Below are 18155 nucleotides of genomic sequence, written 5' to 3'. Positions count from 1 at the left end.
TCGGCGTCCCTCAGCTGGAGGGTAGGTCCAGCCAGTCATCGACCTGGAACGCATCCCCGCGGGCGACCAGGGTGGCGCCGCCATGACCCGGATAGTGCGCGGGGATGACGGCGGCACGCCGGCGGGCGGCCTCGGTGAAGACCCGCTTACGGGTCGCCGCGGCGGCCGCGGCATCGACGTCGAACGCGCACGGATCCGAGGGCCGCGGAATCTGGATGGGGCAGTGGGTCAGATCCCCGACGAACACCGCCGGTCTGCCGGCGTCCAGCCACAGCACCGATGATCCCGGGGTGTGGCCCGCGGCGGGCCGCAGCCACACCGATTCGCTCAATTGTTGCTCCCCGCTGAACAATTCGACCTGACCGGCCTCGTACACCGGCGCGATACTGTCGTCGAAGACCACCCGCGCCGCGGCATCGCAGCCGGCGCCGTCCGGACCGAAGTACCGGAAGTCGGCCTCCGGCAACAGGTAACGCGCATTCGGGAAGGTCGGCACCCACCCGTCGTCGGACGCGGTGGTGTTCCATCCGACGTGATCGGTGTGCAGGTGGGTGTTGAGCACCACGTCGACGCTGTCCGGGGTGACACCCGCGGCCGTCAGCGCATCGAAAAACCCGGTGTCCAGATTGTTCAGCACCGGGATCGGCCGCTGGCGGCCGTTACCGACGCCGGTGTCGACGAGCACCCGCAGCCCGTCGACATCGATGACCCAGGTCTGGATCGCCACCCGCCACCGCCGGGTGTCCGGGTTCAGGAACGTGGGCACCAGCAGATCGGCGTTCTCCGACCACGCCCCGTCCGGGGTGTCGCCGAACATGTCGACACCCGGCTCGAACGACGTCTCCAACACCCTTGTCAGGACGGCGTTTCCGAGCCGGGTCCGATCTGCCATGGCTAGGGGCCGATGCGGATCTCGCCGGGCGAGTACAGCCCGGAGTGCGTGGAACTACCCAACTCGATCTCCGCGGGTTCGGCGTCGACGATGGTGTCGAAGCGCCGCAGCGAACCCCAGTCCTGGCCCCAGTCGTTGGACAGGTAGGTCGACATCACCGACGCGCGCAGCAGCAGATCGGTGATCCCCAGCAGGCCGCCCTCCAAGCCGTTCTGCCAGGTGTCGGTGCTCTGCAGCTTGGCGAAGTAGTCCGGTGAGATGCGGAACTTCGGGACCTCGGTCACCCCGTTGGCGTGCAGCATCGGCTGCTGGCACGGGAAGGCCAGACCGACCGCCCAGTCCAGCAGCACGGGCTGCTGGGAGCCGATGTATTCCTGGACCGAACGCACCTCGGGCACCCGCGGCGGTGTGACCGCGACCCAGTCACCCGGGCTCAGTGACAGATCCTCGGCGATCACCCGGACCGCGATGGCATCGGCCGGGATCTGCCGGCGCGGGTAGCGCAGGTTGCGCCACGACGGCGTCGGGCCGATGTCATAGGGGCTGACCCGACCGGCGGGTACCGGGGCACCGTCCGGGCCGGCGACCGCGTACTCCAATTCCACGGCCTGCCCGGAGACTTCGCCCTTGGCGACGTTGACGCCGGAGATCGTGCCTGCCGCGGTGATGGTGACCAGCGGGTGCGCGTCGTCGGCGGCGGGCAACTCATACCAGGCCGAGGCGAGTTTGCTCTCCCGTTGTGCCCCGGTCGAATACGTGCCGGCGATCGGTACGCGCGCCGGGTCCAGGCCGTAGGGCAGCGGCACCCGGGAGCCGTTGACGCCGGGCCGCGGCAGCCGGATCGACCGGTTCCAGTCGTAGTCGGTGCCGGGCTGAGGATTGTTCAGCCGGATGGCCTCTGCGACGATCCGGTCGGGCACCCCGTCGGGGGAGAAGCCGGGCGCACCGGCCCCACCGAGCGGGCCCAGCGGGCCGTAATCACCGGGCAGCGCGCGCAGGAACCCGGCGTTGGAGTCGGGTTCGACCAGGACGTCGTCGGCCATGCCACAGCCACCGGCGAAGGCGCGTACGTTGGCCCAGCCGTTGGAGTAGGTCGGGTACTGGCGCACCACGCCGATGGCCATCGACGCCACGAACACCACCACCATGAAGCCGGCGGCGATCGGGATCGGTGCGGCCGTGAGCCGGTCGACGAAACGGGAGTCCCCGCGCCCCGATACGTGTAACCAGAACGCCCACAGCGCCGCGATCACGAACAGCGCGAAGAAGATCGTGCTGATGGTCACCCCGCCGATCGCCGGGACCGCCGTGTTGAAGGGGACACCGAAGTTGGAGACGTACCACCACCCGTTGACCGAGGCGAAGCACAGCGCCACGACGAAGAACACCAGTGACAGGAACGCCATCCGGTTACGTGCCGACCGCAGCACCACCGGGGACACCATCACCGTGGCCAGGGCGGCCATCGCACCCGCCACCGCGGCGAACAGGCCGAAGTGGTGAATCCACTTGGTGGGGGTGAACATCAGGAAGAAGATGGTGGCGAAGATGATGCCCATCAAGCGCCAGGCCGGACCGCGCGCGATGCCGGCGATCCGCTTGCGGCGCAACATCATGAACAGCGCCGGGAACAGGCACATCGCGCTGAACAGGAACGCGAACCGGCGTGAGATGGCGCCGTCGACGGTCGGCAGGACCAGGTAGTAGTACCGCAGATTCTCGGTGTACCACTGCTGGCTGGGCCCGATCGCGGTGCGGACCCGGGTGGCCTCCAGCACCGTGGCCAAGGTCTGGTCGGCGAACACGACCGCCAGGATCACGGTGCCGACCGCCAGCAGCGGTGCCAGCAGCGGCCAGGTGCCCACCACGGCGCGGCGACGCATCAGGATGCGCAGGATGGGACGGCCACCGGCAACGAGCGCGGCCACCGCGATCAGACCGGTCGGCTGGATGCCGAGGGTGAAGGCGGCCGAGAGGATGGCCAGCGCGGCCGGCGTCAGCCGCCCGGAGGTGACCGCCCGTTCGATCAGCACATAGGTGATGAGCGCGCCGGTGGCGATCTGGCCTTCGGGACGCAGGCCGTTGTTGAACGGCATCCAGGCACCCAGCAGCACCAGACCCGCCGCCCACAGCGCCGGGCGGCTGGCGACCACGGCGGGGCCGAGTCGGGGCAGCACCTCGCGGGACAGCAACAGCCAGCACACCAGTGCACAGATCAAGTCGGGCAACCGGATCCAGATGCTGGCGTCGCTCACCCGGGTCATCAGGGCCAGCACGTTGTAGTACCAGCCGAACGGATCCTCGGGGCTGCCGAACCAGCGGAAGTAGTTGGACATGTAGCCGCCGTGATCGGCGACCCGGGCCATCTGCAGGATGTAGCCGTCATCCGAGGAGTTGGTGCCGATGACGTACCAGAGCGCGAACGCGCCCACCACCACACCGTCGACCGGCGACGCCGTCTTCCACCGGGTGGGGATCAGCCGGTGCATGCGCCGGCCGTCGACGCGGTCCAGGCGCCACAGCGCCAGCACCGCGATGATCGTCGAGAGGATCGCCAGCACGATCGCGGCGAGTTTCAGCGGCGTCGGATGCGTGGTGAATCGGGTGTCGATATCGGCCGACAGCGACAGCCCTTGCGGGGCAGGTCCGGTCAGGTCGGTGAACACGCCGACGACGGCCGGGCGCAGGTTCGGGTCGGGGTAGCCGGTGCGCTGCGGGGTGCCGTCCTCCTGCGTCAGCCCGACGAACTCCGCGTAGGTGCCGTCATGGTTGGAGGTGATCTTGATGTCGGAACAGTCTGCGGCACGGTCACGTTCGACGCTGGCCACCACCACGTTGCGCACGATGACGTCCACCCGGCCCGGGCTGCCCGCGCTCGGTTCGGTGACGTTGACCAGCATCGCGTTCAGCGCCGCGTCGCGGCCCTCGGCGGGCGCGGTGCCCAGCACCAGACCGCCCTCGGCGGGCATGTCCCGGATCACCGAGCACGGCACGGTGGCGGTCAGCGTCACCGGCGCCTGGGAGATCAGCGGGGCGGTGACGTTCGAGAGCTGGCCCGCCTGCGGCCAATTCAGCGTGGCAGTGGTCTGGGTGACCGGCAGCAGCGGCACCGCGACCGCCATCACGAAGCCCAGCAGGCCGGCGATCGTGGCGACCCAGCGGGCGATCTTCACATCGTCGCGGGCCTTCGGTTGGTTCACAGGTTCACTCACGGCTCCGGCTTGTCCGCTCCCGTTCACGTCGCTCACGGCAGTGCCCTGATCGGTCCGCCGCGACTCCAGCCGAACACGTTCGCAGTCCCTTCATCGATGACGGCGTCGGGCGCGACATCGCGCGGCACCACCCGGATATAGCGCTCGATCGAACCCCAGTCGCGGTACCAGTCGTCACGCAGATAGGTGGGGATCGTCGAGGTGCGCAGCAGCGCCTGGATGAACAGGAACGGTCCACCGTCATCGGCGGACTGCCACTGGTTCGAGGACGCCACCATCTGCTTGAAGTTCGGAATGATCCGGTAGTCCGGCAGTTCGGCGACGCCGAGGTGTTCGGCGAACGGCCGCTGGCAGGGGAAGTTGGACGCGGTGGCGATGTCCATCAGCACCGGCGTCTGCGTACCGAGGTACTGCTGGGCCGTCTGCAGGACCGGCACCCGTGGCGGGGTGAACCCGAACCACTGATCCTCGGACAGGTTCGGGTCATCGGCGACGATGCGGGCCACATTGGCCTCCGGCGGAGCCGAGGCGAGCGGGAAACGCAGGTTGCGCCACGCCTTCTGATAGAAGGTGTCGATCGGCTGGACCTCCGACAGCGCCTGATAGCTGCCGTCGGGCCGGTGCACACCCCACTGCAGTTTCAGTGACTGGCCGTAGTTGAAGGAACCGTCCTCCTCGTAGAACCAGATCGCGCCCACCGCGGCGACGGTCACCAGCGGACGGTCCGGGCTGCGGGGCGGCAGCTGGTACCAGGCCGAGGTGGCCTTGGCGGCAAGGGTGTTCTCGTCGAAGCTGCCCATCACCGGAGTGGTGGCCGGGTCGAGTCCGAACGGTAGGTACACCCGGGATCCGTTGACGCCCTCGGGGCCGTAGCCGCCGCCGGTACCTGCCGCGTAGCCGACACCGACATTCGGCTTGTCGACCGGCCCGTCCGAGTTCGGGGTACCTGGGTTGGCGGCCACCGGTTCGGGGGGCTCAAGGGTGTCGCTGACGCCGTTGGGCGTGAACCCGATGGGCTTGTCGCCGCCGAGCGGGCCGTACTCGCCGAAGCGCTGGCCCGGAACCGGTTGCAGCAGTCCGGCATTGGTGTCGGCCTCGACCAACACCGCGTCGGCCATGGCGCAGCTGTCTGCGGACAGCCCCGAACGCAGGGCGGCAAGGTTGGCCGAGCCGGTGGTGTAGACGGGGTAGCGGGCCGCGGTGGCCTTGAGCATCGAACCCAGTTCCAGCACGACCATGATGACCGCGACGACCAGCAGCGGGGTGGACGCCAGCGCCCGGTTGCGGCCGGTGTCGGCGACCTCGGTGTGCCCGGCGTAGTCGATACGGAAATGCAGCCAGGCGGTCAGCAGACCGCCGGCGAGCGCGAGCACCAGGAAGATCGTGGTGACCGGGAAGCCGACGATGACGGGCTGCTTGTCGAACCACGGCACCCCGTAGTTGCCGGTGTAGAAGAAGCCGTTGAGACCGGAGGTGGCCCATGCCAGCACGAACAGCAGCGCGGTCACGTACAGCGCGAGGTTGCGCCGGCTGTGCAGCCCGACCCGGGCCAGCGCGAACGCCGTCACGCCGCCGAGTGCACCGGCCAGGCCGGCGAACGCACCGAACTGGATGGCCCACTTCGTCGGGGTGAACGTCAGCAGCAGCAGCCCGATACCGGTGGTGCCGATCAGCCGCCACACCGGCCCGTTCACCGTGCCGGGCACGGTGCCGCGGCGCAGCAGCACCATCAGCAGACCGAACAGGCACAGCAGCAGGATCAGCACCGCGAAACGGCGGGTCAGTGAACCGTCGACGCTGTCCTCGACGGTCAGGAAGTAGTAGCGCAGGAACTCCTGGTACCAGGGGATCGTCGGGCCCACCACGTACTTGATGCGCGCCGACTCGGCGACGGTGGCCAGCGTCTGGTCGCGGAACACGATGACGAAGATCAGCGAGGCGGCCGCGGCCAGCGGTGCCAGTTGGGCGGCCAGGCCCAGTGCGGGGCGGCGCTCGGCGATGACCTGGGTGATCTTTCGGGCGCCGACGAGCAGCGGCGCCAGCGCGATCAGGCCCTGCGGTGCCAGCGTCAGGCAGAACATGGCGACGACGATCGCTGCCGCGGTCGGCCACAGCCTGCGCCGGCCCACCGTCTGTTCCACGAGCACCCAGCTGAGCACGACGCCGAACGCGATGAGCGGTTCCGGGCGCAGACCGTTGTTGAACGGCAGCCAGGCGGCCAGGAACACCGCGCCCGCCGTCCACACGGCGGCCCGGTTGCGGGCCAGCCGGTTGCCGAGCCGGGGCAGCACGACGTGGCTCAGCAGCAGCCAGGTGCCGATCGCGGCGGCGGTGGCGGGCAGCCGCATCCAGACCCCGGCGGTGCTGATCGAGGCGAGGTGCGCGAGCACGCTCTGATACCAGTCGAACGGGGCTTCCGAGGCGCCGAAGTAGCGGTAGTAGTTGGCGATGTACCCGGCGTCCCCGGAGACCCTGGCCATCGTCAGGTTGTAGCCGTCATCGGAGGTCGGCGGTCCTACGATGTGCCACACCAGCAGTCCGCCCACCACGCCGGCGTCGGCCAGCCAGACCGACAGTCCGGTGCGGCGCCGGCGGCCCGGCGCGGGGCGCCGCCCGGCGGTGCGGTCCAGCAGCGCCAGCGCGACGATGGACGCCAGCACGGCGGCCACGCCGAGCACCATCACCGCGGTCTTCAGTGCGGTCGGCGAGGTGATGAAACGGGTGTCGATGTCGACGTGCGCGTTTAGGCCGGCATCCGGTCCGACGCGCAGGTCGGTGAAGATGCCCGCCACCTGCGGGCGCTTGTCGAGGCCGAGAGTGCCGGTGGCGCCGGGGATGCCGACGAAATCGGCGCCGACCGCGCCGACGTTCGCCCAGATGCGGAGCTCACTGCAGGCGCCGGAACCGACGGCGTCGCGCGGCGCGACCGCGGCGACGGTGTCCCGGAACGCGACGTAGACGACGTCGGCGTTGGCGTTGACGAACAGGCCGTTGCGCCCGGCGTCGATACCGCCGGGCGGGATGGTGGAGAACACCAGTCCGCCGTCGGCGGGCAGGCTCGCCACCGTCCGGCACGGGATGGTCACGTCGAGCGATCGGGGCGCGCCGGAGACCAGTGGCGCGGTGATGTCGCCGACGAAGCCGTCGGCGTTCGCGGCCTGGGGCCATTGGATCGCTGCGGTGCTCTGGCGCACCGGCAGCAGCGGGGCGAGGGCGCAGAGCAGGAAGCCGACGAGGCCCGTGATGACGGCGAGAAGGCGGACGTTCCTATCGGGCACGAGGTTCAAGGTTAGGCGACAGCCGGCCCGGCACCGCCGGACGACCCGCGCTAGGCCCTATCGGGTTGCAGCGCTGCCAGCCCGATATTGCCGCCGTAGTGCGCCAATACCCGCGGATCCATCACCCGGCGCCACAGCGGCGGGCACCAGGCCAGCACCAGCATGCTGCCGTACCCGGTGGGCAACTGCGGAGCCTGATCGGAGTGCTGCAACGTCTGGTAGCGCTTCTGCGGATTGGCGTGGTGATCGGAGTGCCGCTGCAGGTGGTACAGGAACACGTTGGCGATCAGCGTGTCGCTGTTCCAGCTGTGCCGCTGGCCGACCCGTTCGTAGCGACCGTCGGCAAGGCGCTGCCGCCGCAGCCCGTAGTGCTCCAGGTAGTTCACCGTCTCCAGCAGGCAGACGCCGATGATCGCCTGTCCGAGCAGCCACGGAATGATGACCGGGCCGAACCAGGCGACCAGGCCGACGAAGATCGCCGCCGTGAGCAGCCAGGCGTTCAGGATGTCGTTGCGGAGCGAGAACCGGGACCTGCCGGCCTGAGCCAGCCGGGTGCCCTCCAGGTGCCATGCCGAGCGCAGTCCACCCAGCACCGAACGCGGGATGAAGTGATAGACGCTCTCGCCCAGGCGCGCGCTCGCGGGATCCTCGACGGTCGCGACCCGCAAATGGTGGCCGCGGTTGTGTTCGACGAAAAAATGCCCATAGCCAGTTTGCGCAAGAGCGATCTTGCTGAGTCGTTTCTCGGCACTTGCGCGCCGGTGGCCCAATTCGTGGGCGGCGTTGATCGCAATCCCACCGACGATCCCGACGGTGAGCATCAAGCCGATCTTGTCGACGGTGGTCATCGCGAGCCATCCGCCGCCGCTCCACAGCCAGCACGCGAAAATCAGTGAAAGGTACTGGTTGGGCAGGTAAAGATAGTTGACCCAGCGATAGAAGTTGTCGTTTTCAAGATCTTCGATGGTGCCGCCGGGGACGCCGGTTTCGTCGGCGCCAATTAGCTGGTCAAGTACCGGAATCACGACGAAGGCCAGCAGTGGACCCACCCACCAGAACACCGCAGAACCGGTCACCTGGACCAGTAGCCACGCCAATCCGACCATCCCTGGGACGATGGCACCGAGCAGCCACAGATACCGCTTTACAGCCCGCCACATGGGCGTTCTGCCGGTCTGCGCGTCGGTCACTTCGTATCCTTGCCGGGGGATGGAGCGAACTAGTTCTTAGTGCCTATTTAACCTGGTTGCGCGAGCAGTGCAAACACGGAGCCATAACGAATGAGGATTTTGCTGTGAGGTTGGTGTAAGGGTGCACAAGATCAAGGTGACACGGCGGCGTTTTCTGGGTGCCGCGGCGGGCCTCGCAGCCGGTGCGGTGGGCGTGGGAGCCTGTTCGTCCAACCGGTCCGGGGAACGCCCCGCGGCGCGGGCATTCCACCAGGCCATCGTGGTGGGCAGCGGGTACGGCGGGGGTGTCAGTGCGCTGCGCCTGGGCGAGGCGGGGGTGGACACCCTGATCCTGGAGCGCGGGCGGCTCTGGGACACCCCCGACGAGGACGGGAAACGCTTCACCAAGATGTTGCCGGCGGACACCCGCGCGGGCTGGTTCCGCGATGTTCCGCCCAGCCTGGTGCCGTCGTTCCGCGGGGTGTCGGTGAACGCGGTCGCGGCGCAGAATCCGGGGTCCCAGCCGATCCAGGCCGGGATCTGCGACAAGGTGACCTTCGGCGCCCACGACGTGTTCCGCGGGATCGCCGTCGGTGGTGGCTCCATGGTCAACGCGGCCATCGCCGCGGTGCCGACCCCCGATCAGGTGCGGGCCGCCTTCCCCGACATCGATCCGAACGAATTCCTGGGCACCTATGTCGAGCGGGCCAAGTCCGCGCTGCAGATCAGCTACCGGGACCTGGACTGGTTCGAGCAGACCCCGTACTTCCAGTACGCCCGGGTGGGCCGCAGCTACGCCGAGGCGGCCGGGTACGGCGTCGACATCAACGGCAGCGCCTACTCGTTCGACTACATGATGCGTGAGGCCGCCGGCGAGGTGCCGCGCTCGGCACTGGACTGGGAGTGCCAGTACGGCAACAACCACGGCCGCCTCGGCAGCGTCGACCAGACCTATGTCGCCGCGGCGCTGAAGACCGGCAAGGTGCAACTGCGCCCGCTCACCGAGGTGACCGGCATCCGTCAGGAACCCTCCGGTGAGTACGTGGTGTCCATCCGCGAGATCGACCGCTGGGGCAAAGAGCTGTCGCGCGACGAGATCGGTTGTGAACAGCTGTATCTGGCGGCCGGCGTACTGGGCACCACCCACCTGCTGCTGCGCGCGCGGGAGTCCGGGGATCTGGCCAACCTGCACGACGAGGTCGGCAACGGCTACGGCAACAACGGCGACATCATGGTGTCGCACAACACCGCCGAACAGGATCCGGTGGGCACCCAGCAGTCGCTGCTGGGCATGATCAACCTGGACGGCCGCGCCGATCCCGACAATCCGGTGTACGCCAGCATGTTCTCGTTGCCGCTGCCGCTGGAGACCAATGCGCTGGGCTACTACGCCATGGTGCGCACCGGTGACCGGGCAACGATCAGCTACGACCGCCAGGCGGATTCCATCGGCATCGACTGGCCGCAGAGCCACACCGACCACCTCATCGAGCGTGCGCGGCTGGTGTTCGACCGGGTCACCCAGGCCAACGGTGTGGATTACCGCGATGACCTCTTCGAAGGAAAGGCATTCGCGCCCAATACCGTTCACCCGTTGGGCGGCTGCGTGCGCGGTGCGGCCACCGACCTGTTCGGGCGTGTCAACGGCCACGACAAGCTGTACGTCAACGACGCGTCGCTGATCCCCGGCTACATCGGCTGCAACCCGTTCATGTCCATCACGGCGCTCGCCGAGCGCAATATGGAGGCGATCCTGGCCGGGCGCCGCTAGCTGGGGCGCCGGCTAGGACGGACGCAGCGGCGCCGGGCTCCACAACCCGCTGCGGGTGGCGGTGCCGAGTTCCAGTTCAGCGGTCTTCGCGTTCGGGTAGAACTGCCGGAGTTGCTGCAGGGAACCCCAATCGCGGAACCAGTCGTCCTTCAGGTATGTCGGCACCGGGGTGGCCCGCAGCAGCAACTCGGTGATGCCCAGCGGCCCGCCGCCCAGGTAGTCCATCACCGGTGAGTTGGCCTCCGCCCCGAACCGGTCGGGCAGGATGCGCCATTTGGGCACCTCGGTGACCCCATACCGGTGGAAGAACGGTCGCTGGCACGGGAAGGCAAGTCCGACAAGCCAGTCCAGCATGACCGGGTCGGTCGACCCGACGACATCCTGCAGGCTGCGCAGCTCCGGGATGCGTGGCGGGGTGACGGCGATCCAGTGCTGTGGCGACAGGTCGTCATCGGAGGCCACCAGCCGCACCCGGGTGGCCTGCTCGGGGATCGCGGACATCGGGGCGCGCAGATTGCGCCACGCGGGCACGGCGCCGACATCGGCGAAACCGATGGTGCCACCAGGTTTTCCGTCGGCGGCCTGCTCCTCGGTGGCCCACTGCACCAGCACCTCGCCGGCATCGAAGCGCCCGGCCGCGGCGACCACCAGGAGCGGACCGCGCTCACCGCTGGGGGGCAGCCGGTACCAGGCCGAGCGCAGGCTCGCCGGCGACTGCGGGCCCGCCCGCCAGCTGCCCAGCACCGGTGTGCGGGCCGGATCGAGGTTGTAGGGCAGCCGGGCCTGTGAGCCGTTCACCCCGGCCGCGGCGGTGGTGCCGCCCTCGGTGCCGGGCTCGCTACCGGTCTCGTCGCTGTCCTCGGAGTCGGCGAAGTTACTGGAGCCGGGCTGTTCGGACACCGAGTCCGCGGAGATGTCGGAGGGAATCCCGTCGGGGCGGAAGTTCTGCGCGGTGCCCGCGCCCAGCGCCTCGCCGACCGGTGTGTCGATCGGGGTGAGCAGTCCGACGTTCGGGTCCTGTTCCACCATCACGTCGGTGGCCAGTCCGCACGTCTTGCCGCGCAACGCATCCAGATTGGAACGGCCGACCGACCACGCCGGGTACTGCGCGGTGACCGCCAGCGTCAGCGAGACCACCTGGAACAGCACCACCGCCCAGGTCACGACCGCCAGCGGCGCCCCGGTGAACCGGCTCCACGGCCGGTCCCTGTCCTCGCCGCCGGCGAAATGCAGCCAGGCCGCCACCAGCAGGGCCAGCACCGACAATCCCAGCAGCATCGTGGTGAGCCCGAAATGCCACTCCGGGAACTCATTCGACCACGGGACGCCGAAATTCGACACGTACCACCAGCCGTTCACGGTGGCGAACGACAGTGCCGTCACGAACAGCACCACGGCGGTGACCACGGTGCGGTTGCGTTTGGACTTCATGGCCGTGGCGGCGATGGCCACCGCCGCCAGCGCACCCAGCGAACCGGCCAGACCGGCGAACACCCCGAAGTGATGCGTCCACTTCGTCGGGGTGAACATCAACGACAGGAACGAGATGACGGTGATGCCGATCATGCGCTGGGCGGGGCCGATCGCGGTGCCCGGAATGCGCCCCTTGCGCAGCGTCATCGCCACCGAGATGGCAACGGCGAGCAGCAGTGCCAGCACCGCGAAACGGCGCGCCACCGATCCGTCGGGACTGGTGGTGAACAGCCGGGAGTAGCGGATGTGCTCGTCGAACCAGGCCAGGCTGGGGCCGATGGTCGACTTGAACGAACTGGCCTGCAGCTCGCCGACCAGAGTCTGGTCCCGGAAGATCAGGAAGATGGTGACGGTGCCCGCGGCGGCGATGGGCGCCAGCAGCGCCGCGTAGCCGAAGCGGGAGACGTGGGCGGCCACAATCGTTCTCAGCGGGCCGACGGCCACCAGCAGCGCGCCGACGGCGGCGATACCGGTGGGCCCGGAGAACAGCGTCAGCGCCCCGATGATGATGGCCACCGCGACCGGCAGCAGGCGGCTGGTCGCCACGCCGCGCTCCACCGAGCACCAGGTCAGCAGGATGCCGACGGCGATGATCGGCTCCGGCCGCAGGCCGTTGTTCAGCGGCAGCCAGAACGCCAGGAACATCGCGGCCGCGGTCCAGGCCGCCGGGCGGCTCTTCTTGACCGCCGCACCGAGCCGCGGGATCACCTCACGGCTGATGATCCACCAGCAGGCCAGTCCCATCAGCAGGGTGGGCAGCCGCACCCAGATGCTGGCGGTGGAGACGTGGGCCCACAGTGCGAGCAGGTCGTAGTACCAGCCGAACGGCGCCTCCGGGGTGCCGAACCAGCGGTAGTAGTTGGCCATGTAGCCGGCATGCTCGGACACCCGGGCCATGGTCAGGATGTAGCCGTCGTCGGCGGTGTTGGCGCCGACGAAATGCCACCACACCAGCAGGGCGGCCACCAGGGCGTCGAGCCCGGTCAGCGACCACCAGCGCTGGGGCAGGAAACGGCGGTGCCGCATCCCGTCGGCGACGTCGAGGCGGTGCAGCGCCACCAGGGACGCGATCGTCATCACGACACCCAGCACCATCACCAGGGTTTTGAGCAGGGTGGGTGAGCTGCTGTAGCGGGTGTCGATGGTCGCGGAGAGTTCCAGGCCGGGCGGCGCCGGGCCGGCCAGATCGGTGTACACGCCGACGATCTGTGGGCGGAAGTCGTAGCCGCCGCGTTCACCGCGCAGCGGTTCGCCCGGATTCTCGTCGTCGGGCCCGGCGGTGAGGCCGACGAACTCGCCGGTCACCTTGTCGGCGTGGGCGGTGAACGTCAGTTCGCGGCAGGCCGGGCTGAGCACCTCGCTCAGCGGCGCGCTGACCACCGGGGTGTTGCGCACGATGACCAGCAGCTCGTTGTTGACCCGCTCGATGAGCAGCCCGCGGTCGACGGCCTTGGGAGCCTGTTTGGGCACCGTGGACAGCAGCACGTTGCGCGCGCCTCCGAGCTCGGCGGCCGCGGAGCACGGGATGGTGATGTTCAGGTCGCTCGCGACATAACCGATCAGCGGCGCGTCGACGCTGTCCAGCGTCCCGTTCTGCGGCCAGTTCAGCGTCGCGGTGGTCTCGGTGACGGGCAGGAACGGGGTGGCGATGGCCAGGATCGTGCCGAGCAACCCGGCGACGACAGCGACCAGTCTGGTGGTGCGGTGATTGGCCGGCGCGTCGGTCACGGAGCTAGATGCTAGTTGTCCGGCCATCAACCATCTGCCTGCGGTTTACGGATGGCCAGAACGAACGGGCCGTCGGTGGACACATCCCAGCGCGGATCTTCGAACAGCGCCGCGTTCAGCTCGACCTGATACCGCTTGACGTTGGGCTGATTCGGATAGACGTCCGAGGCCAGCCGCAGGGTGTAGCTGGCCGGGCCGCCGCGGCGCATCAGGAACACCGTCGGGGCCTGCCAGGGCAGCTGGTCAAGCGCGGTGATGAACTGGTCGGGTGTGTTGAGCAGCGCCCAGCTCTCGATGGCCGCCGAGCGGGCTTCGAACTGCGCCAACGGGTTTGCGTAGTGCGAGGTCAGGCCCTGGAATCCGTAGTACGGGTAGTAGGACAGGAAGCTGTAGTCCGCGGTCATCACGACGGTCTCGGTGCGCGGCACGCCGGTCACCTGCAGAATGCGCTCGTCGAGGGCGCGGTAGTACTGCTCGGCGCCGGGGGGCCGCCTGTCGGCGCGCTCGCCGTAGCCGTCGGTGTCGGTGTAGGCGACGTTGATGTCGGTGCGCAGCACATCGGGGATGTCCTGGCTGAAGGTGACCGCGCCGATGGCGCCGATGGTCGCGGCGATCGCCACCACGTGCCGGCCCGGGTGCTGGTAGCGCGCCATGACGGCCTGGGCTACCCAGATGAACCCGAAGGTGCCCGCGGCGGTCAGCAGCACCGTCAGGGTGGGTTGCAGCCGGAAAGACAGCAGGGTGGTGCCGACCAGGGTGGTCAGCATGGACAGCAGTGACCACGCGTAGACGGCCAGCACCCCGACGGCCAGCGCACCCGCGCGAGTCGACGTGCGGGCGTGCACCACCAGCCAGACGGTGCCGAGCATGCACAGCGCGCCCAGCAGGGTGAAGTCCAACATCGGGAAGGTCAGTTCGGCGCCGTCGATGGGCAGATAGTGCTGAGCGGTGCCGCTGTCGGCCGGCTCACCGCGGGCTGCGGCCAGCAGATACGGACCCCAGGTGATGAGCGCCAGCGCGCCGGCGATGACACCCATCACAGCCAGTCGCAGCAGCGGCGCGATGCTGCGCCGTGCGACGGCCAGCAGCAGCGCCATCAGGCTGACGGTGAACGCCGCGTAGCCCAGCAGCAGGGTGTAGAACAGCGCGGCGAGGCCCAGGAAGAGCCCGACGCCGACGACGGCCCCCCAGGGGGTTTTGTCGGTGCGTTTGAGCCCCGACCACGCCAGTACGAAGATCGGCGGCAACAGCACGGTGATCACCGCGGCGTACGGTTCGGCCGAGGTGTAGGCCAGCGTCACCGCCGCGGTGGCGGTGGACACCGCGAGCGCGATCTCGAAACGCAGCATCGCCGACCACAGCACCAGGGCGATCGCGATCGCCGCGGTGATCGAGATGATGGCCCACGGTTTGAACATCTCCCAGGCGGGCATACCGGTCAGGTCGGCGAGCCGGCCGCCGATCCAGAACCAGCCGGCGGGGTAGAACGGCGGCACGCCGATATAGGTCATGTCGTGCAGCGCCGGACTGTCGGCCAGCCTGGTCAGGTACTCGGTGCGGAACTGCTGATCCACCGAGATGCCGAACAGGTACAGCCGGGTGGCGCCGAGCGGCATCGCCAGGGTGACCACCGAGAACGCCGACAGGAACACCACCGCCGAGATGCGGGCGAGCAGCGGGCGTCCGTGGCGAAACAGCGCACCGGCGACAAAAATACCTGCCAGACAGGCGAACTGGCCGACGGTGGTGAGGGCGTGCAGCTGGTTGGACGAGTTGTAGGCGGGCCACTCGACACGGGCGATCGCCAGCAGGGCGACGACGGTCAGTAGCGCAGCGGTGGCGGCGGCAGCCACCATCTGGCCGGTGACGGCCAGCGCGCTCCGGCTCATTTCCCGGGTCGCTTCGCTCCTACCCTCCGGAATCATTTCCCGGGTCGCTTCGCTCCTGCCCGCCGGACCATCAGAAGGGCAGCTTGCGGAAGATCGGCCGCGGGATGTGGCGCAGCACCGACATCAACACCCGCACCTGACCGGGCGCCCACACCAGGTCCTTGCCCTTGGCCGCCGACGTGACGGCCAGCTCGGCGACGTCCTCCTTGTCGACGGTGAAGGGTGCTTCCTTGGCGCCGGTCGCCTTCCAGTGCTCCAGGGTGGTGGTGGTGCGCACCTGTCCGGGGCGGATCACCAGCACGTTGACGCCGAACTCCCGCAGGGCTTCTCCGAGGCCGAGGTAGAAACCGTCCAGCCCGGCCTTGGTCGAGCCGTACACGAAGTTGGAGCGGCGCACGCGCTCACCGGCCACCGAGGACATGGCGATGATCTGCCCGAAGCCCTGGGCGCGCAGCTTCTCGCCGATCAGCACGCCGACCGACACCGCCGCGACGTAGTTGATCTGCGCGGTCAGCACCGCCTTGGCCTGGTTCTGCCACAGTTCCTCGGCGTCGCCCAGCACGCCGAAGGCCACCACGGCGACGTCGACATCGCCCTTGGCCCAGGCGGATTCGATGACGGCCGGATGGGAATCTGTGTCGAGAGCATCAAAATCGAGGTACTGGACCTCCTTGGCGCCTGCGGCCTCGAGCTGAGCGATCGCGGCGTCCTTCTTGGCCGCCCCGGGCAGGTCGGCCAGGATGATCCTGGCCTTCGCGTTGCGCAGGTATCGCTCGGCGATGGCCAGGGCGATCTCGGACGTTCCGCCCAGCAGCAGGATGGTCTGCGGGTTACCGGTGGCGTCGATCATGGAGGAGTAGAGCCTTTCTAAAGAAGTTCGAGGCGGCGGGCCATATCGGAGGCGAACACGCCGTGCGGGTCGGCCTTGCGGCGGGTGGCTATCCATTCGTCGATGCGCGGGTACATGCGGTGGAACTTCTCCGCGCTGACCCGGGAGTCCTTGGCGGTGTAGACCCGGCCGCCGAATTCCATTGCACGCTCGTCGAGTTCGTTGAGGAACTCGTTCACACCGGCCTTGACGGGGAAGTCCATCGCGACGTTCCAGCCGGCCATCGGGAAGCTCAGCGGAGCCCGGTTGCCGGGGCCGAAAAGTTTGAACACATTCAGTGCCGAGTACTGCCCGCTGGTCTGGATCCAACGGATGATGGCCTTGAACTCGTCCAGCGCATCCGGTGGGACCAGGAACTGGTGCTGAGCGAAACCCTTTGGGCCGTAGGCGTTGTTCCAGCCGCTGACCAGGTCGAGCATGTGGTAGAACTGCGACAGATTCATGATCTTGCCGCTGTAGGTGCCGCCGAGGCGGTAGTAGACCTCGCCAATGGCGGTGAAGGACAGCTTGTTCATCGCGCTCACCGGGAAGATGTCGGGCACCTTCAACAGTTGCGGCGCATCGAATTTCAGCGGGTTCTTGGCCAGCTTGGCGGGCAGCTGATCCAGCTTGGCCAGACTGCCGCGGCTGACGGCGGCGCGGCCCAGCTTCGGCGGCGCGCTGATCAGGTCGAACCAGGCGCTGGAGTAGGTGAAGTTGTCCTCGCTACCGTCGGTGTGCACGGCGATCGTCTCGTCGAGATTCGCGGTGGCGATACCGTCGGCGATGAAATACGCGGTCTCGGTGCGGGTCATGGCGATCCGGGCGCGGATCACGATGCCGGTCAACCCGTTTCCACCGATCGTGGCCCAGAACAACTCGCTGTCCGCGCCGTCCGGCGTCAGCGTTCGGACTTCACCGTCGGCCATCAACAGGTCCAGCGACAGCACATGGTTACCGAAGCTGCCGGCGCTGTGGTGATTCTTGCCGTGGATGTCCGAGCCGATGGCGCCACCGACGGTCACCTGCCGGGTGCCCGGCAGCACCGGCACCCACAGGCCGAAGGGCAGCGCGGTCTTCATCAACTGGTCCAGGCTGACCCCGGCGTCCACATCGGCGATCGCGGTCTCCGAGGACAGCGAGTGGATGCGGTTCAACCGGGTCATGTCGACGACGATGCCGCCGCCGTTGCAGGCGTGGTCACCGTAGGACCGGCCCAGCCCGCGGGCCACGATGCCGCGCCGTAGGTAGGACGGACTGGACGCTGAGGCGTCGGCCACCTGCCGGACGGCGGCAGCGATCACCTCGACATCGGGGGTGGACAGCACCTGCGCCACGCTGGGCGCAGTCTGGCCGAACCCGGTGAGGGATCGGGGTGTGAGGGGAAGGTCGGTAGACATATCAGTGGCAGACGATACCGGTCGGGCTACCGGAGCAGATTCACCTCAGCCGGAATATCACGGCCCGCTGCACCACGAAGTTGATCACCGTCGCGGTGCCCTGCGCGATGATGAACGCGACGGGGACCTGCCACGACTCTCCGGCGAACTGCAGGTAGAACAGGTAATTGATGCCGACCTGGACGGCGTAGGTGAGCGCGTAGAGCGCCATCACCGCGAGGAAGCGGGCCCTGCTGGGCGCGGCCTGGAAGGTCCAGCGCCGGTTGATCAGGTACGCGGTGGTGGTGCCCGCGATGAAGCTGAGCGTTTTGGCCACGTTGACATGCAACCCCAGCTTCAGGAACAGCACGTACAGCCCGAAGTCGACGATCGCCGACAGGCCGCCGGTGACGATGAAACGCGCCGCCTGGGTTTTGAGGCTCAGGGGAGCGTTATCCGGGGTGTCGGCCACGCGGGCAGCATACGGGGCGAGAAT

The 18155-nt window shown here is 68.5% G+C and carries 10 protein-coding genes; 1 reads left to right on the top strand and 9 read right to left on the bottom strand.

The window, feature by feature from the left end; all coding sequences use genetic code 11:
* Window positions 1-10: 10 nt before the first annotated feature.
* The 4 genes from ASE48_RS31610 to ASE48_RS31595 form a co-directional block, all read right to left on the bottom strand.
* Window positions 11-892 (bottom strand): MBL fold metallo-hydrolase, encoded by an 882-nt coding sequence (locus tag ASE48_RS31610; protein WP_057171151.1) that lies wholly within the window; start codon window positions 890-892, stop codon window positions 11-13.
* Between the two features lie 2 nt (window positions 893-894).
* Window positions 895-4014 (bottom strand): arabinosyltransferase domain-containing protein, encoded by a 3120-nt coding sequence (locus tag ASE48_RS31605; RefSeq protein WP_162264308.1) that lies wholly within the window; start codon window positions 4012-4014, stop codon window positions 895-897.
* 122 nt (window positions 4015-4136) lie between these two features.
* On the bottom strand, window positions 4137-7382 hold the full coding sequence (locus ASE48_RS31600; RefSeq protein ID WP_057171150.1) for an arabinosyltransferase domain-containing protein: 3246 nt from the start codon (window positions 7380-7382) through the stop codon (window positions 4137-4139).
* A gap of 50 nt (window positions 7383-7432) precedes the next feature.
* A complete protein-coding gene (locus ASE48_RS31595; RefSeq protein WP_057171230.1) occupies window positions 7433-8542 on the bottom strand; it encodes an alkane 1-monooxygenase in 1110 nt (369 codons plus the stop codon).
* Window positions 8543-8693: 151 nt separating this feature from the next.
* Here ASE48_RS31595 and ASE48_RS31590 point away from each other — a divergent pair, with 151 nt between their 5' ends.
* The gene (locus ASE48_RS31590) at window positions 8694-10322 is read left to right on the top strand and encodes a GMC oxidoreductase (protein ID WP_235571779.1); all 1629 of its coding nucleotides are present in this window, start codon (window positions 8694-8696) and stop codon (window positions 10320-10322) included.
* 12 nt (window positions 10323-10334) lie between these two features.
* Here ASE48_RS31590 and ASE48_RS31585 read toward each other — a convergent pair whose 3' ends face one another.
* The 5 genes from ASE48_RS31585 to ASE48_RS31565 form a co-directional block, all read right to left on the bottom strand.
* Window positions 10335-13550: an arabinosyltransferase domain-containing protein gene (locus ASE48_RS31585; RefSeq protein WP_057171149.1), complete on the bottom strand. Its 3216-nt coding sequence runs from the start codon at window positions 13548-13550 to the stop codon at window positions 10335-10337.
* Window positions 13550-15412, bottom strand: a complete 1863-nt coding sequence (locus ASE48_RS31580) for a galactan 5-O-arabinofuranosyltransferase (protein WP_235571777.1) — start codon at window positions 15410-15412, stop codon at window positions 13550-13552. Before ASE48_RS31580 ends, ASE48_RS31585 begins: the two co-directional genes overlap by 1 nt.
* A gap of 70 nt (window positions 15413-15482) precedes the next feature.
* Window positions 15483-16262: a decaprenylphospho-beta-D-erythro-pentofuranosid-2-ulose 2-reductase gene (locus ASE48_RS31575; protein ID WP_057171148.1), complete on the bottom strand. Its 780-nt coding sequence runs from the start codon at window positions 16260-16262 to the stop codon at window positions 15483-15485.
* 17 nt (window positions 16263-16279) lie between these two features.
* Window positions 16280-17680 carry an FAD-binding oxidoreductase gene (locus tag ASE48_RS31570; protein WP_057171147.1) on the bottom strand — a complete coding sequence of 467 codons (1401 nt, stop codon included), beginning with the start codon at window positions 17678-17680 and terminating at the stop codon, window positions 16280-16282.
* Window positions 17681-17720: 40 nt separating this feature from the next.
* Window positions 17721-18131 (bottom strand): GtrA family protein, encoded by a 411-nt coding sequence (locus tag ASE48_RS31565; protein WP_057171146.1) that lies wholly within the window; start codon window positions 18129-18131, stop codon window positions 17721-17723.
* Window positions 18132-18155: the final 24 nt, after the last annotated feature.

The sequence above is a fragment of the Mycobacterium sp. Root265 genome (assembly GCF_001428895.1).
In the GTDB taxonomy this organism is placed as follows: Bacteria; Actinomycetota; Actinomycetes; order Mycobacteriales; family Mycobacteriaceae; genus Mycobacterium.
This window is presented reverse-complemented; position numbering and strand designations above follow the sequence as displayed.

Excerpts from the sequence above, each read along its gene's own strand:
- ASE48_RS31610 (WP_057171151.1), bottom strand. The coding sequence starts at position 892 with ATGGCAGATCGGACCCGGCTCGGAAACGCCGTCCTGACAAGGGTGTTG.
- ASE48_RS31605 (WP_162264308.1), bottom strand. The coding sequence starts at position 4,014 with ATGGCGGTCGCGGTGCCGCTGCTGCCGGTCACCCAGACCACTGCCACG.
- ASE48_RS31595 (WP_057171230.1), bottom strand. The coding sequence starts at position 8,542 with ATGTGGCGGGCTGTAAAGCGGTATCTGTGGCTGCTCGGTGCCATCGTC.
- ASE48_RS31585 (WP_057171149.1), bottom strand. The coding sequence starts at position 13,550 with ATGGCCGGACAACTAGCATCTAGCTCCGTGACCGACGCGCCGGCCAAT.
- ASE48_RS31580 (WP_235571777.1), bottom strand. The coding sequence starts at position 15,412 with ATGAGCCGGAGCGCGCTGGCCGTCACCGGCCAGATGGTGGCTGCCGCC.
- ASE48_RS31575 (WP_057171148.1), bottom strand. The coding sequence starts at position 16,262 with ATGATCGACGCCACCGGTAACCCGCAGACCATCCTGCTGCTGGGCGGA.
- ASE48_RS31570 (WP_057171147.1), bottom strand. The coding sequence starts at position 17,680 with ATGTCTACCGACCTTCCCCTCACACCCCGATCCCTCACCGGGTTCGGC.